This window comes from Paenibacillus kyungheensis, from assembly GCF_028606985.1.
Classification (GTDB): domain Bacteria; phylum Bacillota; class Bacilli; order Paenibacillales; family Paenibacillaceae; genus Saccharibacillus; species Saccharibacillus kyungheensis.
Genome location: NZ_CP117416.1, coordinates 4,209,885 through 4,234,158 on the forward strand (window position 1 = coordinate 4,209,885; position 24,274 = coordinate 4,234,158).

At 36.8% G+C, this 24,274-nt stretch carries 22 protein-coding genes and 1 other annotated feature; of the genes, 7 read left to right on the plus strand and 15 right to left on the minus strand.

Annotated elements, in window-relative coordinates; all coding sequences use genetic code 11:
• Positions 1-116: 116 nt before the first annotated feature.
• Both PQ456_RS18065 and PQ456_RS18070 read right to left on the minus strand, forming a co-directional pair.
• Entirely contained in the window at positions 117-1,271 is a 1,155-nt protein-coding gene (locus PQ456_RS18065; protein ID WP_273613524.1) for a transglutaminase domain-containing protein, read from the minus strand.
• Between the two features lie 30 nt (positions 1,272-1,301).
• The gene (locus PQ456_RS18070) at positions 1,302-1,760 is read right to left on the minus strand and encodes an ATPase (RefSeq protein WP_273613525.1); all 459 of its coding nucleotides are present in this window, start codon (positions 1,758-1,760) and stop codon (positions 1,302-1,304) included.
• Positions 1,761-1,941: 181 nt separating this feature from the next.
• Here PQ456_RS18070 and PQ456_RS18075 point away from each other — a divergent pair, with 181 nt between their 5' ends.
• Positions 1,942-2,277, plus strand: coding sequence for a toprim domain-containing protein (locus tag PQ456_RS18075; RefSeq protein WP_273613526.1), 336 nt, complete (start codon positions 1,942-1,944; stop codon positions 2,275-2,277).
• Between the two features lie 64 nt (positions 2,278-2,341).
• On the opposite strand, the gene cyoE is transcribed toward PQ456_RS18075, so the two are convergent.
• On the minus strand, positions 2,342-3,283 hold the full coding sequence (gene cyoE, locus PQ456_RS18080; RefSeq protein ID WP_273613527.1) for a heme o synthase: 942 nt from the start codon (positions 3,281-3,283) through the stop codon (positions 2,342-2,344).
• A gap of 408 nt (positions 3,284-3,691) precedes the next feature.
• On the opposite strand from cyoE, the gene PQ456_RS18085 reads away from it, so the two are divergent.
• Complete coding sequence (locus tag PQ456_RS18085) at positions 3,692-4,687, plus strand: metal-dependent hydrolase (RefSeq protein WP_273613528.1); 996 nt, start codon at positions 3,692-3,694, stop codon at positions 4,685-4,687.
• Between the two features lie 121 nt (positions 4,688-4,808).
• On the opposite strand, the gene PQ456_RS18090 is transcribed toward PQ456_RS18085, so the two are convergent.
• The 3 genes from PQ456_RS18090 to PQ456_RS18100 form a co-directional block, all read right to left on the minus strand.
• Entirely contained in the window at positions 4,809-5,759 is a 951-nt protein-coding gene (locus PQ456_RS18090) for an ABC transporter substrate-binding protein (RefSeq protein WP_420540673.1), read from the minus strand.
• A gap of 63 nt (positions 5,760-5,822) precedes the next feature.
• On the minus strand, positions 5,823-6,848 hold the full coding sequence (locus tag PQ456_RS18095; RefSeq protein ID WP_273613530.1) for a FecCD family ABC transporter permease: 1,026 nt from the start codon (positions 6,846-6,848) through the stop codon (positions 5,823-5,825).
• Positions 6,849-6,850: 2 nt separating this feature from the next.
• On the minus strand, positions 6,851-7,855 hold the full coding sequence (locus PQ456_RS18100; protein WP_273613531.1) for a FecCD family ABC transporter permease: 1,005 nt from the start codon (positions 7,853-7,855) through the stop codon (positions 6,851-6,853).
• Positions 7,856-8,155: 300 nt separating this feature from the next.
• On the opposite strand from PQ456_RS18100, the gene PQ456_RS18105 reads away from it, so the two are divergent.
• Positions 8,156-8,341, plus strand: coding sequence for a hypothetical protein (locus PQ456_RS18105; protein WP_204826848.1), 186 nt, complete (start codon positions 8,156-8,158; stop codon positions 8,339-8,341).
• Between the two features lie 23 nt (positions 8,342-8,364).
• Here the strand turns inward: PQ456_RS18105 and trpS are convergent, their stop codons facing one another.
• Positions 8,365-9,354, minus strand: a complete 990-nt coding sequence (gene trpS, locus PQ456_RS18110) for a tryptophan--tRNA ligase (protein ID WP_204826849.1) — start codon at positions 9,352-9,354, stop codon at positions 8,365-8,367.
• 45 nt (positions 9,355-9,399) lie between these two features.
• Positions 9,400-9,674, minus strand: a binding site (T-box leader).
• A gap of 103 nt (positions 9,675-9,777) precedes the next feature.
• Between trpS and PQ456_RS18115 the strand changes: the two genes are divergently transcribed.
• The gene (locus tag PQ456_RS18115; protein ID WP_273613532.1) at positions 9,778-10,758 is read left to right on the plus strand and encodes an aldose 1-epimerase; all 981 of its coding nucleotides are present in this window, start codon (positions 9,778-9,780) and stop codon (positions 10,756-10,758) included.
• Between the two features lie 310 nt (positions 10,759-11,068).
• Here PQ456_RS18115 and PQ456_RS18120 read toward each other — a convergent pair whose 3' ends face one another.
• Positions 11,069-11,476: an O-methyltransferase gene (locus tag PQ456_RS18120; protein WP_204826851.1), complete on the minus strand. Its 408-nt coding sequence runs from the start codon at positions 11,474-11,476 to the stop codon at positions 11,069-11,071.
• A gap of 315 nt (positions 11,477-11,791) precedes the next feature.
• The gene (locus PQ456_RS18125) at positions 11,792-13,597 is read right to left on the minus strand and encodes a M3 family oligoendopeptidase (protein WP_273613533.1); all 1,806 of its coding nucleotides are present in this window, start codon (positions 13,595-13,597) and stop codon (positions 11,792-11,794) included.
• A gap of 215 nt (positions 13,598-13,812) precedes the next feature.
• Here PQ456_RS18125 and PQ456_RS18130 point away from each other — a divergent pair, with 215 nt between their 5' ends.
• A complete protein-coding gene (locus PQ456_RS18130; protein ID WP_204826853.1) occupies positions 13,813-13,965 on the plus strand; it encodes a YycC family protein in 153 nt (50 codons plus the stop codon).
• Positions 13,966-13,967: 2 nt separating this feature from the next.
• On the plus strand, positions 13,968-14,201 hold the full coding sequence (locus PQ456_RS18135) for a hypothetical protein (protein WP_273613534.1): 234 nt from the start codon (positions 13,968-13,970) through the stop codon (positions 14,199-14,201).
• 78 nt (positions 14,202-14,279) lie between these two features.
• Here the strand turns inward: PQ456_RS18135 and PQ456_RS18140 are convergent, their stop codons facing one another.
• From PQ456_RS18140 to PQ456_RS18150, 3 genes are all read right to left on the minus strand, one after another.
• Positions 14,280-14,993, minus strand: coding sequence for a DUF2225 domain-containing protein (locus PQ456_RS18140; protein ID WP_204826855.1), 714 nt, complete (start codon positions 14,991-14,993; stop codon positions 14,280-14,282).
• A 24-nt stretch (positions 14,994-15,017) separates the two neighbouring features.
• The gene (locus tag PQ456_RS18145; RefSeq protein WP_273613535.1) at positions 15,018-15,395 is read right to left on the minus strand and encodes a globin domain-containing protein; all 378 of its coding nucleotides are present in this window, start codon (positions 15,393-15,395) and stop codon (positions 15,018-15,020) included.
• A 486-nt stretch (positions 15,396-15,881) separates the two neighbouring features.
• Entirely contained in the window at positions 15,882-18,899 is a 3,018-nt protein-coding gene (locus PQ456_RS18150; protein ID WP_273613536.1) for a type I restriction endonuclease subunit R, read from the minus strand.
• Between the two features lie 51 nt (positions 18,900-18,950).
• Between PQ456_RS18150 and PQ456_RS18155 the strand changes: the two genes are divergently transcribed.
• Positions 18,951-20,204 (plus strand): restriction endonuclease subunit S, encoded by a 1,254-nt coding sequence (locus tag PQ456_RS18155; protein ID WP_273616352.1) that lies wholly within the window; start codon positions 18,951-18,953, stop codon positions 20,202-20,204.
• Between the two features lie 51 nt (positions 20,205-20,255).
• Here the strand turns inward: PQ456_RS18155 and PQ456_RS18160 are convergent, their stop codons facing one another.
• From PQ456_RS18160 to PQ456_RS18170, 3 genes are all read right to left on the minus strand, one after another.
• The gene (locus PQ456_RS18160) at positions 20,256-21,185 is read right to left on the minus strand and encodes a site-specific integrase (protein WP_273613537.1); all 930 of its coding nucleotides are present in this window, start codon (positions 21,183-21,185) and stop codon (positions 20,256-20,258) included.
• An 84-nt stretch (positions 21,186-21,269) separates the two neighbouring features.
• Positions 21,270-22,496 carry a restriction endonuclease subunit S gene (locus PQ456_RS18165; protein ID WP_273613538.1) on the minus strand — a complete coding sequence of 409 codons (1,227 nt, stop codon included), beginning with the start codon at positions 22,494-22,496 and terminating at the stop codon, positions 21,270-21,272.
• Positions 22,493-24,085 carry a type I restriction-modification system subunit M gene (locus PQ456_RS18170; protein WP_273613539.1) on the minus strand — a complete coding sequence of 531 codons (1,593 nt, stop codon included), beginning with the start codon at positions 24,083-24,085 and terminating at the stop codon, positions 22,493-22,495. Before PQ456_RS18170 ends, PQ456_RS18165 begins: the two co-directional genes overlap by 4 nt.
• Between the last annotated feature and the right edge of the window lie 189 nt (positions 24,086-24,274).

Sequence of the window (24,274 nt, forward strand, 5' to 3'; positions counted from 1 at the left end):
TTCTCTTACGGCACTACATGATGCCTGTCATTCTGTACATCAACTATAAAACGAGGCGACATTTGAACTTTTTTTATCATACCACAGACAACCTGCTGTTGAATATTTTCGCTCTTTTACAACACACTTTGCTCAATATGAGTCTCTGCGAATTTGGGCGGATTAAACCAATCGCCTGCGGAAGCCCATGTTGGATCAAGAGGAACCCATTGTGCTGAATCCGGTAAATACACTTGATTCCACGCATGAGGACCATAACCACCTTGTCCATTATAACCAAGACCTGTAACCACTCTTACATCAATTCCTTGAGAACGTGCCATTACAGCATACAACCGAGCATAATCAATACATACCCCTTTGCGAGTAGCAAATGTTTCTTCAGGATTTTGTTCATGCCAGATTCCACGTTGCTCATAATTTTCGACTTTACTATAATCATAAGTCACCCGTGAGCCTACCCATTCATATAACAAACGAGCTTTGCTTTCTGTGCTTGTTCCTTTGGCTACAATCGCTGCTGCCGCATCTTCAATATCAGACGGAATGCTACGATCAACGACATCATATTTGCGTTGAAAAATACCGGTTAACTCTTTCTCCACTGCACTGGTGAACACAGGTAATGTATCAGCTACAAAAGAACCGGTTAACGGCTTAATCACAGTGGATACACTTTGCCGATACAACGCAGAACCTTCTACATATGAAGTTACAGTTGTACTTGGATAAAGACTGACCACGATAAATAAAATCAAAATAACCATAATAGATCGAACTGCTCCGTTAAGCAGTCCTATACCTCCACCTGCTAAACGATTCAGCCATGAAGAACGCTTAGGTTCTCCCCCCATAGAGCCGCGGCTCCATTTTTCCGGTAAAAGCAAGACGGTTAGCAATGAAAAAGCGATACTGGCTACTACATAACTCAAAACAAATAACACAATAAAACGTAACAACGAAAATTCAGAGATTAAATAAATCGCTGAGTAATACATTTCACGCCACCATTCCAATTGACCTTCCGGTGTCACAGAAGATACGCTTTGCGCCCAGGACTGCACATAAGGAGAAGCCCACAACGCAAAAGGAGCAGCTAATACAAGTGCTAACACGGTTAACAATGTACGTCCAGCCCATGAGATCAATCGCCCTGCTGAACGTACTGCACCATGACGTATTCCTTGAATAATAGAGAATACTATAATGACATATATTAAAACCGATACTGGACTGCTATCGAAAAACGTGGACAATTCATTCATCGTCATACAGGTCCCCCTACATTTTGATCATGCTATTTAAGAAGGGTTACCTGATGTGCCAGCGTTCGATTTGGCTTCTTCTATGAAAGATTTCATCGTTCCCTTCACATCCCATTCACCCAAAGACACCCCGCGGAAAGTAACACTTACTGTGTTTTTGCCTGGCGTTCCTAATACTTCAAGATTGGTGGTGCGAATCGTATACGTACCATCTTGATTTTTTTCAAATTTGGCATCAGCAGCTTCTTTTTTCATCACTTCTGTTGCTTCTTGCTGTAAGGCTGAAAGGGTCTGCTCGGTTACACCGGATACTGTATCTTTAATTTGATCCATAGAAATCCCACTATATATGAACAAAGCAACAGCAATAATAATCACGATCAACCATTTGATTACCGTTTTGACCAGATTAATCACTAGAAATAGTATAATTAAGGCAACCAGAATGATTAGCCAATTTTGTTTGAAAAACTCGCTCCACACTTGCCAATCCATAGCTTCAACCTCCAACTTTCATTTTTCATGATGAATGCATTTGTGTAATAATACATACCCTACTCTATAACCTTTGTTCATTATACAAGATGTATAGATGATATGTCAGCAAACGCTCTAGATCGCTTTATTTCGTAAGCTATCTTTTGATATATTACAATAATTGGAAGGATATGATACGATGCATATTATTGTGGAAGGCAAAAATGATCGCAGTCGCTTACGCCGCTTATTAAAGGAAGAAGTACACATAGAATGTACATTTGGAACACTCAATGCTTTGAAATTAGAAAAGCTACGCAAACAAATCGGACATGATGAAGTGTATTTATTTATGGACAATGATCCTGCTGGCAAAAAAATTCGTGGTGTATTGCGCGATACGTTTCCCGATGCTATTCATATGTACACAAGACGTGGTTATGCTGGTGTTGAAGGCACCCCTGATGAATATCTTGTCGCTCAATTAGAAAAAGCAGGCTTGGAAGAGTATATTATTTACCCAATCATATATTAAAAGAACACCACATAGAGTTGTCTCTCCTGTGGTGTTCTTTTTTTGTCATTGTATAGTTAGAAGCTTATCCTTTATGAACGGTATCGATAATCATCATAATAAAACTAATCGTCAGATAGTTAATCGAAAAAATAAACGCCGTTTTCGCCCACTTGTCATTGTCTTGTTTTCTAAATCCGGCTACTGCCATCCCGAACCACAATACAGACAACACCAGCGATACGATCATAAAAATAATACCTGTATAGTTGTACATATACATCAAAATAGGAATAGGAATTAACAAAGCAATATACGGAAGCATTTGATACTTTGTGCGTTGGATTCCTTTAACGACTGGCAAAAGAGGGTAACCTGCTGCTCGATATTCTTCTACTCGACGAATGCCGAGTGCCCAGAAGTGTGGTGGTTGCCATAGGAATAGCATAGCAAATAATAACCACGCGCCTAGATCCACATGATTGGTAACTGCTACATATCCAATAACCGGTGGCATCGCTCCTGATATCCCGCCAAGTGATGTACTCCATGTAGATGAGCGTTTTAACCACAGTGTATAGATGATCACATAAACAAACATCCCAAGCACACCAAATGCCGCTGCAAGCAGACCTGAAAATAATGTCAGTACCGTCAATCCGAGTATACCTAATATGATGGCATACCAGAGTACAATATAAGGTGAGATACGACGTGTTGCTAATACACGATCTTGTGTGCGTATCATTTTGGTATCCAGCTCACGATCAAAATAATTGTTAAACACACATGAAGAGGCCATCACCAACATCGTACCTAGCAATGTCCATAACAAATGGATGTAATCTACATTCCAACCAGAAGCGAGCCAAAATCCACCGAAGGTCGCAATCAGATTCGATCTCAAAATCCCTGGCTTGGCAAGCGTCACAAAATCTCTCCAAGTCACCGGTTGATCTGAAGGCGAAGGTTCGGTAGAGGATGTTGTGGAATCCGAAGAAGTCTGATAACTGATTTGTTTATCCACGCTGATAAGTTCCTCCCTAGCGCTTAACTCTATAAGCGCAATATCTTGTAGTACCTTTAACATCATTTTTGCAAACCATACAATCTTTCTTTAAAATAGGGTCACATGCCCTGCCGAATACACCATAGGTACTATTCACTTTATCATACCTATTATAAAAAGTCTTTTGGATTCATCGTTGTCATATCGCCGTTTATGACAATTTATTGACAGACTGTGTCATGGTTAAAAGATTCATCTTTTTGCAATTGGTTTATCATAATCTGAACAGGCAATTATTACGTATATCATGTAAAATAGCTATAATCCATTTGCTAATGTTGCCGATATCAATAAAGTATAGAGCTTTTTTATTACATCAGAAGATGTCGCGCTTTTACTGCCAAGCGCTAAAGGAGAGAAATTGTAATGGATACTGCCACCCATTTTGCTATGGGATTTGGACTTGCTGGACTTGCTTATGTGGATCCTGTGGTCGCTTCTGATCCAAGATTGGCTATTGCTGTAATGGTAGCTACGATTGTAGGTTCACAAGCACCGGATTTTGATACGATTTTGAGATTTAAAGATAATGCAACCTATATACGCAATCACAGAGGAATGTCACACTCTCTTCCTTTTATGGCGTTATGGATATTGTTGATTGGTGTAGGTACATCGATGTTGATTCATCCAGCCGGCATATGGCATGTGCTGTTATGGACAGCTATTGCTGTGATGGTGCATGTGTTTACCGATCTATTTAATACGTATGGGACACAAGCGGTCAGACCGTTTAGCGATAAGTGGATATCATGGAATATTATTAACATTTTTGATCCGTTTATCTTCAGTACTCATATTCTTGCTTTATTATTGTGGATTACAGGTCTAGTCGCACCTGCTCCATTATTTATTACCCTTTATGTAGTGATTGCACTCTATTATGTATGGCGTACTGTAACTCATTTTGTTCTGACGAAAAAAGTAGAAGAACTGGATATCGAAAATGGTCGTTCTCCTGAACCTGATGGACATTATGTATTGATTCCAACGATCTCACTGCGTCGCTGGCATGTGGTTCATGCTAAAAAAGATGGTAGTTATCGAATGGGATGGTACAGTCCAGATCGGTTAATCTGGGCAGACTATATTGAATCTATGGATCACCCGGCGATTGAAGCTTCTCGCAAACATCGCGATATTCGTGCATTGCTTTATTTTTCATCGTACACGGTCTCAGAAGTAGAAGAGACATCTACCGGTTATATTGTTCGTTGGGCAGATGTTCGTTATCGCCATCGTCGTCAATATCCTTTCGTAGGTGTAGTGGTGATGGATCACAATTACAATGCGATTGATTCTTATGTAGGTTGGTTAAGCCCTGACAAAATGAATGATCGCTTAGGTCTACATGTAGGCTAACTTCTATAACTAAATGATACCAATGCAAAAGAACCTCTAATCTATCTAGATATACAGCAGTAATGCTGAATATGACTAGACTCTGATTAGAGGTTCTTTATTTATTGTTTATAACTTCGATTTATTTGCTAAATAATTGCTCTGCATCTTCCAAAGCCATTTGTTGTCCTAAAGAAGAATAATCAAGCCACTTTTGTCCATCCAATACATATACGTGTTTATTTTTAACAGCTTTAAGGTTTAGCCATAACGGATTTTTTTCCAATTCGTCAAAATTCGTTTGTGCATCATTTCCTTTGCTAATAATAACGAAGATCGCATCTGCATCAAAATCAGGCAACACTTCTTTGGAAATGACTTCATATGGCTCGTCTTTTGAAAGTTGATCTAATCCATTTGCCATCTTCAGCTTCAAATCTTCAAACATAATCGGCCCTAGCGGACGCGTTGTACTCATCACACGTAATTCTTTAGGTGTCATTCGAATCGCCATCACTTTAGCGTCTGCTCCTAATTTGGTATGAATCAATGTGCTGACTTGCGCTGCTTTGATATCGTATTGTGCAATAAATGTATCGGCTTCTTTTTCAAGCCCTACATGTGTTGATATTTCTTTAAGCTGATCTTGCCATGTTCCTTGATCCATATCGATCACAATCGTAGGTGCAATTTGCTCAAATTTGGCAATATCTTTACCGGAATATTCTTTATCGATATAGATAACATCTGGTTGCAGAGCAAGCAATGCTTCCATATCAGGATCAGTCACAACTCCTAATTTGGTTGTTCCTTTGAGACGATCTGCTACATGTGGTAAAAAGTCTTTAACATCGCCACCGATAACAGAACCAGCCGGTTGGATACCCAATGCCAGCAAATTATTTGTAATATGGATCGACATAGAAGCAATTTTGGCTTTGGCATCATGTACGATAACCCCATTTTCTTCTTTGACCATACTGGAAGAAGATTCAGAAGCAGATGAAGACGTGGTGGAAGCCGCTGGTTGTGCACACGCTGATAACAAGATCATAATGGCTATAAAGACACTGGTTACTAAACTATTTTTGATATTCATACGGTATTTCCTCCAAGATGTGTATTCAGTCATTAATGGTTAAAATCATTTTTTTCATTAGACTGTTTTCTTAAATAAAATGTAAATAAAATAAGGTCCACCAATTAATGCTACAACTACGCCTGCCGGTACAAAATTCGGTTGGAAAATGGAGCGTCCGATCGTATCAGCACTTAGCATAATAATCATTCCGATCATCGCGGCTACAGGTATCATATATTGATGGCGAGCGCCTACTAATTGTCTTGCAATATGCGGAGCAATTAAGCCGATAAATCCAATCGAACCCACCATAGACACACTAGCACAAGCTAATCCGACAGCTAATAATAGCAACACCAATCGGCTTTTCGTAGTGGAATTACCTAGACTTGTCGTAATCTCATCTCCCAGTACAAACATATCTAGCGTTCTAGAAAGTAGATATACCCAGGGAACCAGAATGATGATCCATGGAAGTAAAGACCATACATGAATCCAATCTCGCCCCCATACACTTCCAGCTAACCATGTTGCTGCAAAAGCATATGTATCTGGATCTAATTTCAAAGACAGCAACAAAGTAATTGCACTGATCCCTGCTGCTACAGCGATTCCTACAAGAATCAAGCGAATAGGAAGCAATCCCCGCTGTCTGTCATACGATAACATAAAGATGATACAAGCAATCAATACACCGCCGCCAAAGGTAAATAAAGGAATCAGCAAGGCGATAGAACCTTCCATCGTTCGAAAAAAGGAAACAAAAATGATCAATCCAAATCCTGCTCCAGCATTAATTCCTAATATACCCGGATCAGCAAGTGAATTACGAGATACCCCTTGTAGAACAGCTCCGGCAACCCCCAGACCCATTCCTGCTAAAATAGTAATTACTATGCGAGGTAGGCGATACTGAAACATAATAAGATTTTCAATCTTAGAACCTTGCCCTAACCATGTCCACATCACACGTAGTGGCGATAATCGGATCGAGCCTGTATTAAGACTAATCAATACGATCATCATAGCTACAACGACCATAACGATCATCATCCAGAGTGCCCGACGTTGTTTGCGATCCTGCAACTGTTGAATATCCATCGTTATAATCCCCTTCCTTCTTTACGTGCTAAATAAAGAAAGAATGGCACCCCAACTAGCGCGACCATAGCACCAATCGCAAACTCTTGCGGTGGACTAACCATTCGTGAAGCAAAGTCAGCCCATACTAATAAAATAGCGCCTAACAATGCGGAGAACGGAATCACTACCCGGTAATCAACACCGATCCAGCGTCTAGTAATATGAGGAATGACCAATCCTACAAAACTGATTGAACCTGCAACTGCTACAGAAGCACCAGCTAATATTACCGCTGCTATCATTGCCAATACTTTTACCGATTTTGTACGAATGCCTAGATTCACAGCCGTCTCATCACCTAAAGCTAGGAAACTGATCGAACGTCCCATAGTAATAATCCAGATGATAATCACGACCACAATAGGAATCAATAGATGAAGATGTTCCCATGTCACACCTGATACACCACCTGCATACCAGAAAGCCAGATCTTGACTCAAGCCAAAATAAAGTGCAATCCCTGTACTTAATGAATGCAACATCGCTGCAATCACAGCCCCGGCAACCGTTAATTTCAAAGAATTTAGACCACCTGGAGTAAATGATGCTAACACTACAATGAGTAAGGTAGTGAGTGCTGCGCCTACAAACGATAACAACATCAGATACGAATAAGCTAATTGAGGTAAAAAGGCAAAACATAATGCTACGACAAAAGCCGCTCCAGCATTCACACCAAGTATCCCTGTGTCTGCCATAGGATTACGGGTTACCCCTTGCATCAAAGCACCGGCAACAGCAAATGCCATACCTGTAAAAACAGCCCCCAACACACGTGGTAATCGAATATCATATACAATTTGATGTGCCGTCACCGTAGAATCGTAATGAAATACAGCATCCCAGACAGTCGCGATCGGTAATGATTTGGCTCCATAAGAAACAGCCATAAATATCGATAGCACCAAAATAATCAGTGCAACTAGAAACAAGCCACTCACTTGTATACTTTTTATTCTATTCATAGTTGTATCTGTAAAAACCTCCTATACCTGTCCATCATCTCTATTCAGGCGGTAACACTTTCTTATTTCAACACAATTGAGAATAATAATCAATTAGAATTTAAAAAAGCCTGCACATCGATATTTCTACCGAAAGTACAGGCTTTTACAAGTATTACTTTATCTGTCTATTCAAATATATTGAATTTCATTTCAGAATGAGACTTGACCCTTATAGTCTGCTCAGGCACAATAGAAAGTAGTTATTATTCAAGCATGTGTCCGCATGATCGGACCATATCATTCAGGAGGCTATCCATCATGAGTAAAGGTCTTTCGCTGTGGTTTGCCGTCTCTTCTATTGTGTTGTTAATGTTTTGTGCAATCGCTATCTCTTATTCTGCATGGTTAGCCATATTGCTAGGTGTCGTGGCTATCGGTAATATCGGTTGGGGATTTGTAACCAAAGCCAAACGTCAACGTCAAGCAGGAACACCTACTGTCTAGCATATAGCTATCTTTATTGTAAATTAACGTTGAGCAGGTAAAAAGCCCATCCGTTCTTTTACAGCTATCAATGTTTTCTCCGCTACGGCTTGTGCATTTTCAGCACCCTGGCGGAGAACTTGATGAACTTCTCCAGATTCACGAATATCGCGATAACGTTGTTGCAATGGTTCTAGACCTGCAACGACCACCTCTGCTAATTCTTTTTTAAATCCACCGTACATTTGTCCTTCATATTTAGCTGTTATTTCATCCAAACTAAGTCCTGAAAATTGAGAATAAATACTCATCAAATTACTGATCTCCGGCTTGTTCTGCGGATCATACATCACTTCTCGTCCTGAATCTGTAGTAGCGCGACTTAACTTTTTGCGAATCACATCAGGTGGATCAAGTAATGCGATAAAGCTACCTACATTTGGATTACTTTTACTCATTTTTTTCGTACCATCATCCAGTGACATAATACGTGCGCCTACTTTTGGAATAAACGGTTCTGGCACTGTAAAATAGTCTCCAAAACGATGATTAAATCGTCCTGCTAGATCGCGTGTTAATTCCAAATGTTGTTTCTGATCGTCACCTACAGGAACCAGATCGGCATTGTATAACAAAATATCTGCTGCCATTAATGCTGGGTATACAAATAATCCTGCACCTACCGAATCTTTACCTTCGGATTTATCTTTGAACTGAGTCATCCGTTCCAACTCGCCCATCGCTGCAAGTGTGGTCATAATCCATCCCAGTTCTGCGTGTTGAGGAACATGTGATTGTAAGAAAATATTTGCTTTTACCGGATCAAGCCCTGCTGCTAAGTATAATGCTGCTACTGATTCTGAAGCTTCGCGTAATGCTGCTGGTTCTTGAGCGACTGTAATCGCGTGCAGATCTACTACCATAAAGTAACTATTATAGTCTTCTTGTAGTGCGACAAAGTTTTTCATTGCACCGATATAGTTACCAATAGTTAACAAACCACTTGGTTGAATACCTGATAATACCGTTTTCATGTATTGTTCCTCCTTATTTTAGAAAACAAAAAAAGCCCACATCCTGCAAGGGACGTGTGACCGTGGTGCCACCCTTATTCATCAAAATAATATAGTCGTATATGGATATACTCTATAAGCATTATTTTAATCTTGAATGTGTTCAGATAACGGCGAACCACCGACCTACCTACTACAGACCCATCCTCATGTTATCTCAGATGTCCGGTTCAGCACAGCACTCCAGAGTCCATTCGGCAAAAGTTCTCCGCTGATTCGCATCATCCATCAGCTTTCTGAAGAAGCTCTTTTTGCGTACTACTCTCTGTCATCGTATTCTTAGATCTCATCATAATTGGCAAATGTGACATTGTCAAATCCCAATTTCGCTCAAAATCTGTTATCATGGATGTATATTTCGATGCAGAAAGAGGGAGCAGCGCCATGAAAGTAACCAAAGGAACATGGAACGGTTATGACACGTATATTTTGAAAAGTCAGCAGTTAGAAGTTACATTGCTGCCAAGACTCGGTAACAATGTAATCGGCATTCGCGACTTGCAAGAAAATCGTGAGATTTTGCGCCGCCCGGAAGAAAGTGATCTTGATTTTTATTTGCAAAAACCGTATCACTTTGGCATGCCTATGCTGATGCCACCTGGACGAATCCGTCGTGGACATTTCGAATATAGTGGAACAACGTATCAATTTGATCAAAATACAGCCAACGACAATCATATTCATGGATTGCACCGTACCCAAGCATGGCGTGTATCCGATATTGATGAGAATGATGAAGGTTGCACCATTACAACTGAATTATTAACAGCAGACGATCCGAACTGGATGCGTCAATACCCGATTCCACTTCGTTTAGAGATGACATTACAATTACAAGGTACTTCACTCATGCAACGTATGAAAATAACCAATTTGGGTGATACATCTGCTCCATTTGGATTCGGTCTACATACGTGGTTCTTATTAGATGGTGAACCACAGCGTTGGACATTAAAGATTCCAGTTAGCGACCAGTTGTTGCAAGATGCCGAACAGATTCCTACGGGCGAAGTAGCACCTTTGGATGAATGGGAAGAATTAAATACAGGTATGAATATGGCAAATCGGAACTGGGATAATTTACTTCGAATCGGTGATAAGCGACCGGTCAGTGCAGAATTAACTCGTGATGATGGTTATGGTATTCGTTATTCTGCTGATCCTGATTATTTCAAATATTGGGTACTGTATACCAAAGGCGAAAGTGATCAGTATCTATGTATTGAGCCTTATACCACATTGCCAGATGCAGCCAATTCTACACATTCGCAAGACTTCACAGGCTTAATTGATGTTGCTCCTGAACAGCCTGTTGAATTTAGTCTCCAGATTGATGTGATTGAAAAGTACACTCAACTGAAATAAAAGTAAGCTACTGTGATGAGATAAATGATTTTACAATTCTTTATTATAACGAGCATAACGAAAAAACGTGCAGATTACTTATCGCTAGATAAGTATCTACACGCCTAGGTGACTCTTATCGGAGTCATCTTTTTTCGTGTTGCTATTATATTGCTATTCCTTCTTATAAAGATTCATCGAATATATAGTGACGTGCAGATTCACGTCGTACTTCTGTAGAGTTCTATAACATATATAAGGTATGAGTGCAGTAAACATGATGATCTAAATAAAGCTCGGAATATCTTGCTGTAAGCTTGCTTCGTCGATATTAGGACAACTCTGATTGTACTTCGCTGTATGTAGCTCTTGGATAGCGAATCATGTGGTTAGCCATATTGTAGTTAGATTCAATCGTAGTATCGACCGCAATCATTCCTTTACGAATAGCAAATTCGTAACTGATTTCCCCATGCGTCCAATGATTTTTGAATTTTAGCGATTCAATTGCCATTTGTCGAAACGATTTGATCTGAATACTGCTTAACCCTTCTTCTGGCCCGTTCCACTCCCCATTTCTTCCTGCGATCGGGTTGTGTTTAATACCGAATTTACCAACGGTGTTGTTACGGATCTGAATAAATACAGTACCCGAATCCAAATTGGTCAATTCATTTTCAAGCTCCTTGAACACGATGTCGAGTTGTCTCGCTAGAGAAACTAGATCGTTCTTAGGCATTTTTTCCCCTTCCTCTCTCTAAAACACTTGTTAATGTAGGACTTCTGACTCATTATAGTGCCAATTTAAAGTCTGATCAATACTATTTTTAACAATTAGGTACTTTTTACTACTATTCGACAAAAATCGATTATTATTCCTATATTTACCTACGATTTTATTCACTATTTAACGGAATAATTGGATTTTACTAGGTTGATATGATTTAAATAAAAAAAGATATTCACTGCATTCTTTTCGATCAAGAACACAACGTGAATATCTTTTTTTATTTATTTTATGCTTATTATTGATTATCTATGCTAGTCTAGCAGATTACTTGTTGACTTGTTCAGCAGTCATATTCATAAATAACTCGACATCAGCAATACTTACATTCATCGCATTTTGCCAGAAGTCCGGTTGAGTTAGATCTACACCTAAATGTTTTTGTGCTAACTCTTCTACGCTCATACGTCCTGTATCTTGCAATAGTGCATCATATTTCGCAGCAAAGCTTGCTCCTTCTTGCTGAGCTAGTGCATAGATCCCTGTACTGAACATATATCCAAATGTATACGGATAATTGTAGAAAGGTACCCCTGTAATATAAAAATGAAGCTTCGATGCCCAGAAATGTGGATGATATGAAGACAATGTATCACAATAGGCTTCACGTTGTGCTTCTTCCATCAAGCGATTAAGTTCATCTGTACTTACTGTACCACTACGACGTTGCTCGTAAAAACGTGTCTCAAATAAGAAACGTGAATGAATATTCATAAAAAATGCGATACTACGTTGAATTTTATCTTCTAACAAAGACACTTTTTCCTCTTCATTTTGAGCTTGTTTTACTAGAGAATCAGCTACGATCATTTCAGCAAATGTAGAAGCTGTCTCGGCAACATTCATCGCATACCCCTGGCTAAATGCAGGCAGATCGTTCATCACATGTTGATGATATCCATGTCCTAGCTCATGCGCTAACGTCGACACATTGGATGCTGTGCCACTGTAAGTCATAAAGATACGTGTTTCTTTACTTAATGGTAAAGACGTGCAGAACCCGCCTGGACGCTTGCCAGCACGATCTTCAGCTTCGATCCAGCGTTGATTAAAAGCATGTTCTGCAAAATCAGCCATTTCAGGATTGAATTTGCGGAATTGATCAACAATAATTTTGGCAGCATCATCATAATCGACATGACTATCTACCGTACTGATTGGTGCATCTACATCATTCCAGCTTAATTGATCAACACCTAGAATTTGCGCTTTGCGTTTTAGATAATCGACAAACACCGGTTTATTTTGCACAATTACATTCCACATTGCCGATAACGTTTGGTCAGACATCCGGTTAATCGCTAGCGGTTCTTTTAACACTTGTTCCCAACCACGACGTTCATATAATTTCAAGCGGAAGCCGGCAAGATGATTAAGCGTATCGGCGCAATAATCTTCGGCATTGCCCCATGCTTCTTCCCATTTGCGAAACATCTCTTCGCGTACTTCACGATTGGTATCATTCATTTTATTAGCTGCCTGACCTGCGGATAACATCACTGTTTTGCCATCTTGTTCAAACGGAATCTGGATATGGCTTACAATCGTATCATATAATTTACTCCAACCATGATAACCATCCACACCAAGATCTAACGCCAATCCTTCCAGTTCTGGAGCCATTTTTTCACGTGCTAGTGAACGATTCTCTGTCAGATAAAAAGAAATCGGTGCAATCTCAGGACGACTGACCCATTGCTGGAAGACATCATCTGCTGTTGCAGCTAGTAAGCTATGGAAACGTACAAATACGCCTTGCAGATTAGCGGACATCGTAGAGATTGATGATCCTAGACGATTTGCTTCTTTATCTGTTTGATCTTGAGCTGTCAGACAACCGACAAAAGAAGAGGCTTCACGTAGACGAATACGCGTAGCTTGTAGTTGATCTAACAATCCATCATATTGTTCAGTCTCTGTAACATTTTGAGGTGCTGTCATCGACTCTAATTGTTGATATAATGCTTGAATATCTTGAGATAATGTTTGTAAAAAAGTCTGTAATTGTTCTGAACTGGAACCTCCAGCAAAAATCGTTTCTAAATTCCATGTAGGTTGAATAGGATGGTTCATCATAGCACACCTTTCTGTATCTGCCTGTGAATAGACATATGTTGGAATGATTGATTATTTTGCTTGTAGCTACAAGTATGCCGATTATTGGCTACAATTTCAAATCTATGTATAAATCATAACAAATATAATGCTTGATTTACTGTACCATCGTCAAGTGGGTATAAGTATAGTATACTCTAAATCATCATATTCCAAGATAGGAGGGAAGCTTTATGCAACCACTACAGATCTCAGCAGATACCGCAGTCAAATTGGCGGAAAAGCTGAATGTACCTTTAGAACAACTGATGCATATGCCCAAGCATATCCTGCTTCAAAAAATTGCTGAACTGGCAAAAGAAGACGAAAAAGGCGGCAACGAATAATTATGATTCCTTTTAATCAGACCTGGCCTTACGACATTATTATGAATGATATTTATGTTCATGAATGTCCATTTTGTCAGGCAGAAAATATAATTTTACCACTCAAACCGAAAGAGTTAATTTCGATCCATGAAGGCAAAAAAAAATTACTGGTGTTTCCTTGTTGCAGTAATCGAATCACTTTGTTAGATACCGATTCAGATTATTTGTTAGCAGATACTGTCCTTCGTCACTAAGATTCAAATGTATATGTATAGATATTGTAATAATAGCGGACAACTCTAAAGATCATTAGAGTGCCCGCTATTTGTGATTTATGATTCTTTCATTTCCTCTGGCAAATCCATGTTTTTGGATAACATTTGTTCTCGCAATAGAGCCCATTGTTCACGCGAAGCTCGAATCATCGCTGAGTCTGTAATCCGTTTATCATGAATAACACGCGAAAACCATTTAACCGCTTCGTTAAATTCACCAAGTCGGCGATGTAATTCACCGATCAGATATAATAACTTGGCATCCCCACCACTAACACTTTCAATCTGATACACTTTAATATAAGAATCCAGACAATAGCGTAAAAAGCGAAGTTCTTGCTCTGTTTCGCCACCATAGCGATGAATCCAGGCAATATGTTGAAGAAAGCTTGCTATAATGCGTTCTCGATCCCCGATGGCTTGTGCACACATTAATGCGAATTTGTAAGATTCTAACGCTTGCTCTCTAGTACGATGTCCACCCATATCACGCTTGATCAATCGACTGCCGATCTGCTCCATATACAGTTCACGCTGACGATCTGTTAATGTGGCTTGTGAATTTTCAGTAGATGCAAATCCACAATGCGGGCACATCCGTACAACATAAAAATCAGGATTTTCATGCTGATAATAAGCACAAAAGTCAGAGTCACGTCTGGAAGCTCTTTTCATACTTGGACGAACACGACTTGTTTTGAATTCTTCATCACACTGTGGACAGGTGATTTTTATCGTATATAACGGCTCTAACTCTGTTGTCCCCTCCATCTAACCCACTTCCCCCAAATCAAATTAATGCGTATTTACAAAATGATGAGCCGGTCCTGATAAACGATCTACCACAAATACACGTAATTCGTCTTCAATATTTAGCTCCTTCAAAGCTTCATTCATACAGGCTAACCAGGCATCTGCTTTTTCATCGGTAATCGGAAACGCCATATGACGCGCTCTCATCATCGGATGACCATAAGCTTCAGAGAAAAGCGCCGGCCCTCCGAAAAATTGAGAAAGAAACATATATTGTTTCTCCATCACAGGATTGATATCTTCAGGAAAAAGCGGACCAATTAAAGGATCACGCTGTACTTTAGGATAAAAAGCTTCGACCAAGCGCTTGATTCCATCTGCTTCGCCTAGCAATACATACAAAGATTGATCAAATTTCACTATCGCTCGCCAACTTTCTTTCTATACGTCATGTGTCAAATTATATCATAAAAAAGACGCCAAAGATTTCTTTAGCGTCTTTAATCAATGTATAATATATGAAAAAAATATAATGTAAAATACAAGTGCGGTCTAGGTCAATACATGCTTCGATCTTCTTCACCAGATTGAACAAAAGAAGCACGAATGACGTACACGAATAGACATACGAGAATACCGGCAAGAATGCTTGTAGTCATGTTCATCACTCCATTCTAAGTGTGTACTAACAATCATTGACAATTCCGACGACCATTTATACCTTTATTTTATCATACCTTTTTGCAGAATATAACCCTTTTTGCAAACGCTTTCTTTAACAATTAGATTACAAACTCTTTACAGAAGCCTACATTATGTCGGTTATGTATCAGTCATATGACTAAACATTATGTAACACAAAAAGAAACCAGAAGTCTGCATACCAGATATTGGTTTCTTTTCACTTTATTTTTTTTGTAATGGCAAAATATCTTCTATCATCATTTGCAGATATGCTTTTCTAACTTCTTTCCAATAAGACAATCGGCTAAGTGGATTTTCTGTTTTTTGCTTGTACGCTTCATAATTACTTGTTTGCTTTAATTCTGTTTCACCATTTTGTCTTTCTTTTGAAGGATTAAAATTAAAAACCATAAAAGTTAGTCGATCTTGTGATACACACCATTTGTCAGCAAAATTTTGAATAATCGAATCCATATTTTCCTGTACCATATCTTCTAGCAAATGGGTCACTTGTTGTCCACGATACATATTAGGACTCTGCTCAATACTTCTCCATAAATTCTTCATCAATGTACCTAATTTAACATTATTACGACTCAAGTCTTCAATATAAGTATCAATTTCAGCAGAACGTTTCGGCTCTGGAGCTTCTACCAACAGATGATCATTTTGAGTCGGTACAAAAGATTGAATTAACATCAAAATATACTCATAGTTAATTTCTTCTGTTTTGATCGATTCTAATTCATATTCAATATCGATATCAATCACTTCTGTTTCATCGGAAGCATCAGGTCTAAGTTCTTCTAGCACATTAACATAGTTACCATGAAACTCTTCTATTTCTTCCATCGTTATAGGATAAAGTACACCTAAGTTTGAAAACTCAAAATCACTATATACTTGAATAGATGCAAAAGTGCGATCTAATACTTGATAAGCTTTAGCAAATTGCTTTTTTTGAACGATACTTAATTCAGTTACCGCTTCTGGAGTAACAGCAATCTCTTTTAAGCTTTTTATCGCTTCTAAAAAATCTTGTTGTGCTTCTTCCCATGTTGGTGCTAGAATTTCATTTTCTCCTCCATTGGAGAATAAAACAATAGCATTTCGTACTTCTTCTTCAAAAGTTTTAGGAGTTTGTAATATCACAATTTGACCGTACTGTTTAGCTTTATCAAATAATCGATTAGTACGAGAAAATGCTTGAATCAGATCATGTGCTGCCATAGGCGGGCGATCAATAAATAATGTAGATAAGCAAGGTGCATCAAACCCTGTTAATAAACGATCAACCACAATAACGATATCAAGTTGTTCCGATCGTGCTAGGTATTGATCTTGTTTTCTAGCTAATCGCTCATTCACATTATTATTATACGTTTTCATATTTTCCAACGTATAATTCAGACCAAACATTTCATTATAATCTTGAATACATTCTGCCATTCGTTGCTGATTTTGAATAGAAGCTTCTTCATTTTCAGAAATAGAATACGTAATTGCGATTTTTGGGAAATCAGGCAAAACTTTTTTAGTTTTTTCGCCAATAGTAATATTGGTTTCTTCTGCCTTTACTCTTTTAAATAAATCATAATATTTCTGTGCTTGTGCTATAGAAGAAACCGTCAAAATAGCAGTATATGTTTTACCAACTCCATTAGGAAATCCTAGCTTTTTACGTGATTTATTAACAATAGAATCTATCACTTTAAGCATGTGACGTTCATCTTCATATTTAGATCTAGGAATTCTTTTTTCTTTTTCTATATCAGACATATCATATGGATTTAATTCAGGATATTGTTCTCTTATATATTCATCTAGTGCTTCCTCGGTAATCGTTCTTTGATATTCAATTTGAAAACCAAGTACAGCGTTATCATGAATGGCTTCTTTAACTGTGTATTCGTGTAGTACCTTACCATATAATTGTTCAGTTGTACGTGGTAAATTACCTAGCGCTGCTCTAGCATTTTCTGCAAAAATAGGCGTACCTGTGAATCCGTACCACAAAGAACGATAAAAAAAACGTTCAATTTCAGATTTCTTTTGTGGAGAAATTGCACGATGGCATTCATCTACCACAAAGGCAATACGTAATTGAATGAGTGCTTTATATTTCTTCGTTTCTTCCTGTCCTTCTAAGCGTTTCATGACATGGTTAAGCTTTTGAATTGTTGTAACAACTACTGTGCGTGAATTTGAAAGCAACTTTGCAATTAAATCATCTACATTGTCTGTTTTATCAATAGCTATAACATCATGCTCAGAATAAGAACTGAATGAAGATGTAGTTTGATTATTCAAATCGATACGGTCTACAATAAAAATCGTTTTGTCTAGTGAAGGAATGTGTAACAGGTTTCTAGCTACTTTGTAAGAAGTTAATGTTTTACCAGAACCTGTCGTATGCCAGATATAGCCGGATTGCTGAGCTTTAGAAGCTTCTTTGATCGCTTCTATCGCATGAATCTGATAAGGACGAAGTAAAATCAAAGATTTCTTTTTACTATCGAGTACTGTATATTGTGTGACCATTTTATGAGCTTGAGGAATAGATAATACTTCTTGTGCAAATGTAAGATACTCCGTAACGGGGTCATTATTTTGATCTACCCATGTCGTAAGAAACTGTTCATTAATCTTATTATCCATAGCAGTAGCAATATATCGGGTATCACTACCATTGGAAATCACAAACATCTGTAAAGCAGAAAAAATACCTGTAAATTTCCCTTGAACTAAATAATTCTTGATCTGACGAAAAGCATCCATGTACGGATGAGCACGATTCTTCAATTCAATATGAATCATAGGAAGTCCATTAATCAGTAAAGTCACATCAAATCGACGATCACGATCATTGGAATTTTTTGCAGAACTTTGAAATTGATTAATCACTTCGTAAGAAGACATCCCTCCAGCAATATCCGCCCGATTAATGACTTTAAGACGAATCGTTCCTAATGCTGCATCTTCTCGTTGCACTTGAACTTTAGCTATACCATTTTCTCCAGCCAACCATTTAGAAGCATCATAAAAATTAGCAAAGTTAAGTTGATTCTGTATTTGCCGAAATTCTTGTTCTGTGAGATGTACATCGTTCAAAACGTCTTTGTTGTTACGCTCAAGCTTGTCTCTAAAGTTCGACCATAACTTTTCTTCAGTATTCAAATCTTGCCGATACGTCCATTGAGATTCCCCATTGACTAATTGATTAATCAAACTTTGTTCCATTGCTGATTCTTGAGTAAATTTAATAGCCAGCTGTTCCACCTCATTCGTGAATTGTTCTTTCAAAGAATAGTTATATTATGTATCCTTTGTAAGGATTTTATTTGTTATTATATCACGTATCATAAAGTTACAAATATACATTTTATTGGTTATACTATCGCTTGGGAACGGCGTAAGTTGGGTGATTTAGCCGAAATCAGAACAGGGAAAGCATTTAGCAGTGCTGATTTTAGCAGTACGGGGGAATATTTAGTTATTACTAATAAAAATATTCTAGATGAAACAAATGGTATTATCTCTTCAGGGGATAGAATAAATATTTCTGAAGATACAATTTTAAATAATTATTTATTGATCGGTAACAATATTCTTGTCACTATGGATGGTGTTAATATAGGAAAAACAGGTAAGTATAGTAATGAAAAGGCAGTTTTAGCACAACGAGTTGGACGACTTAATTCAAAGCAATTTGAATTCGTATACCAAATAACTAGTAACGATAAATTTGTATCTCATATGAATAAATTATCCGTTGGTAATGCAATTAAACATATTTCCTTAAAACAAATTTCTGATTATTCATTTTCTACACCGATAAGAGAAGAAGAACAAAATCATATTGGTATATTTTTCAAACAACTAGACAATACGATAGCTCTTCATCAGCGTAAGCTCGATAAGTTAAAGCAGTTAAAACAAGGCTATTTGAAGCAGCTCTTGGATCAGACATTAAGATTTTTAGGTTTTAATGATGAATGGATAGTACAGAAATTAGCAGAAATTACAGACAGTTTTTCTGGAGGTACGCCAACTGCAAATAATAAGCATTATTATAATGGAACTATTCCTTTTATTCGTTCTGGCGAAATTAATTCTGATAAAACTGAACTTTTTATAACTGAAGAAGCTTTAAGTAATTCTTCTGCTAGATTAGTCAATAAAGGAGATATTTTATATGCTTTGTATGGTGCAACTAGTGGAGAGGTTGGAATTGCTAAAATATCAGGTGCTATTAACCAGGCAATTTTAGTTATAAGGCCTAAGTTTGATAATAATTCGTACTTTATTACTCAATGGTTAAAAAAACAAAAAAGAGCAATAATAAGTATCTATTTGCAAGGTGGTCAGGGTAATTTATCGGGTAGTATAATCAAAAACTTAATAATTAATTTACCTACTAAAGAAGAACAAAATAAAATAGGTGAACTATTTATGTACTTTGATAGTATTATCAGTCTACAGCAAGAAAAAATAGAACAACTTATGAAATTAAAAAAAGCGTATTTACAAAAAATGTTTATTTAAAAAGGCGTGAATTACGCCTTTTTATTTTACCAACAATTAATTTCATGTAGCTTAATACAAATTTGATAAATGCCTAACAATCTTCTCATTATCTTGATTCTCAAGTTCTTGGATAATATGAAGATAAGTTTGCTGAGTAGTCGTCATATTCGAGTGTCCTAAACGTCTTGCGACACTAGCTATAGATACGCCTGCAAATAGTAACAAAGAAGCATGAGTATGTCTTAAGCAATGGAGAGAGATCACTGGAACCCTCGCATCTTCGCAATATTTTTTTAAAAGATTGTTTACTGTTGAATTAAATACTCGCTCTCTAATAAATATAGGTTTATCTAAAGGTAATAGATGAATTAATCTAGAAAATTGTGTTACTGTTTGCCAATCTAATTGAATTTTCCGATTAGAAGAATAATTTTTGGTAGGCTGAAAACCACCTGTAGCATCTTTATAATTCCAAGTTTTGTTGATAGAAAGTGTCTGCTGTGAAAAATCAAAATCACTTGGAGTAACAGCTAAAGCTTCTGAAAAACGAATTCCTGTTTTAGCAACCAATAGAATCAGCCAATCTAAAGATAATGATTCAGATAAAGATAATTGTTTTAGGAGAGCATGTAATTCAAATTGATTGAGATACTTTACTTTTTTAGGAGCAGGATCTTTTCCTTTAATCACAACTTTTCTTGTAGGATCTATAGTAATTAATCCCTCATCATGGGCATCTAAAATCGCTCCTTTTATCTGATGATGAAAATCCATTGTGGTCTGTTTCTCATGAGTCAAAGCATAATCATTAAGTAATTTTTGATATGATTTTCTATTTAATTCTTTAAACGTTAATAAAGGAGCCAATTCTAATAATCTTTGATGTGTGATTCGATATTTTTTTAACGTAATAGGGCGTATAGCTCCTACTTTGTATAATTCTGTCCATTCCTTAAAATACTCGTGTAGTAACTTGGATTGTTTAGCATTTTTTTTCATAGAAAAACCTCCGAATAAAATAATAGATGAAATAAATCATCTTTTTTATTATCAAGAGGTTTTTTTATGTTTTCAAACGTTGTATTAGATAAACATTTTTTGTAAATAAGATTTTTTTAGCTTCATAAGTTTTTCTATTTTTTCTTGATGTAGAAACATACTACTACTAAGTTGTTTGAAAAAATTACTTATTTTTATTTGTTCGTCAAGAATAGGCATTGTAACGACGATGTTGTTTAAAATTTCTTGACTCACATTAAAGCGCGTGCTTCCACCAGCTTTACTTTCAATCTGTTTTCTATTTACGCTATTTAGTGAAAGCTCTATAAAGTATGCATCGTAATTATTCTTTTTTTTACCTCGAATTGAGAAACCACTATATAAGGCATATTCATCTTGCAAATATGCCTTTGCCCATCCAACTTCTTCAGCGATTTCAGAAGAACGAACAAAAACTAAATCTCCATTTTCAACTTTGCTTTTTTGTTCTATTTTATCCTCGACCTCAACAGAATTTCTTATTTTTTCATAGATAAATGGCTCTTTTGCAAGAATATCCATTACACTAATCATTTTTCTTCCTTTACCATAATTTTCTTTAGGAGCATTTATACCATTAGAAAAAATCATTAAATTACTCAATTTATTTTGTTTCCATTCATTAGTGAAATCTGAAAATCTCAACTTTTGCTCAAAAATTTGCTTCAAATAGCCTTGTTTTAACTGCTTTAATTTATCGAGCTTACGCTGATGAAGCGTGATAGTATCATCTAATTGTTTGAAAAATTTACCGATGTGCATTTGTTCTTCTATTATAGGAACACTTGATTCAAAGCTTGCATACTCTTGTGCGTTAACTCCAGGTTGTCCTGAACGCTGTGATGTAACTTTTATGAAGTTATCATATCTTGATGTTAAAGTATTTTGAAAAACAAATTCTGAATCAAAATTCTCTTTGATTCTTGCTCTAATTAAAAATCCTGCAAAATAAACCTTTCCATCAGAATCTTGATAACGATAGGTTTTTCCAACACTTGCTCCAGTTCTTGCAAATAAAATATCATCTTTTTTCATTAAGTAATTATCTATATTTGAAAAATCTGCATTAGGAGAAGTTAAATTACTTTGATTAAATAATCTATTCTCATCGTCAATATCAGTTATACGAATATATTTATTTACTCCATCAAAAAAAGTAGCACTTGCATTTAAGCCGTATTCAAAGCTATTTGACATTTCGCTTAACTTACGCCGTTCCCAAGCGTCAGTATAGCCTTTAAAACGTATCTCTGGCGCGCTTTTCTCACTCATCCGCGGAACACCTCTTTAGTTGCTTCAATCAAATCTTTTGTTTCATCTGTCACTGCTAATTCATCAAGCATAGCCAAAAATTCCTGTTCAGCCTTCTTGATTTCAGCATTTAGTTCAACCATTTCTTTTCCAAGTGCTACAAGATCAATCGACTCTTCTTCTACAAATGTATCTACATAACGAGGAATATTTAAGTTGTAATCATTCGCAACAATATCATCAAAACTCGCAAGATGAGCATAACTTGCTTTAGACTCACGTTTAATATATGCATCTAAAATAAGTTGAATATGCTCTGGATCTATTGCATTTTGATTTTTAACTTTTCTAAAATCTTTTGAAGCATCAATAAATAACACATCTTTAGTAGGACGACCTTTTTTCAAAACAATGACTGTTGTTGGGATAGATGTATTGAAGAAAATATTTGCTGGAAGCCCAATAACCGTATCAATAGCACCCATATCTAATAAAATCTTACGGATTTTACCTTCTGCATTTCCTCGGAACAAAACGCCATGTGGTAGAACGATCGCCATCACACCATGATCTTTTAAATGATAAAAACCATGCAATAAAAAAGCAAAATCTGCTTTTGATTTTGGTGCTAATACACCATATGGAGAGAAACGAGCATCTTCTAGAAATCCCTTATCTGCCGACCAATTAGCGGAATATGGCGGATTCATAAGTACGCCATCGAAGTTGGTTGGTTCTTCGGTTGGCCAATCCTGATCCAATGTATCTGCATTGTGTAAATGTTGGTTTGTAATATCTACACCGTGCAAAATCATATTCATACGAGCCAAATTATAAGTAGACGTATTCAACTCTTGACCAAAATATGAAATAGTACCTGGTTCATTAGAATATTTTTTTACATTTAACAATAACGAACCTGATCCCATCGTAGGGTCATATACCGAAAATCCTCTTTGATCTTCTTTGTTGTGTAAAACAATTTGTGTCATAAGCTGAGCAACAGGTTGTGGAGTATAGAACTCTCCTGCTTTTTTTCCAGATTCAGAAGCAAACTGACCGATTAGGTATTCATAAGCATCACCTAATATATCACCTTCATGTCCTGCTATATCCATAGCCGATAATTCTTTCATCACATCGGCAATTGTTTGATTTTGTTTTTGTGGAGTTGATCCTAATTTCTTAGAATACAAATCTACATCTTCAAACAAGTTTTCAAATACTTCGCTAGATTGTTCAATATTTCGGAATCCTTGTGCCAAATCTTCTAGTTGAAATTCTCCATTATGAATAGCATTGACTAAAACAGTAAAAGTTAACTTAGGTGCTATCGTGTATGATGAATCATATTGTAGCTCTTGTAATAGATCTTCTTTGATTTCCTCATCTTGATATGCTTCTTCATATAGCTTTTGAGCGGTTTGTAAGTCTTGAGTAGGTTGTTCTAATAATTCCGCGGCATGGTATAACATTTTGTCTGATAAATATTTATAAAATACCAAGCCTAGTAAGTAACTTTTGTATTCATTTGCATCCATTTTAGAACGCAATATATCTGCTGAGTTCCAAAGTGCTTGATAGAGCGTTTTTGAACTATTTTCTGCCATGTAAGTATCTCCTAATTTCCATAATATAATTTTACTTACGCTGTAAATAAGCGATAGTATCTATACTATTTTATAATAGTTTTACTTCATATGACAGCATTACTATTTATAGATATTTTTAGTTAATTCAAAGTATTAATTTAAATCTTAAAATTGGTTATATTTCTTTAGCAACAAAATTTATTATCA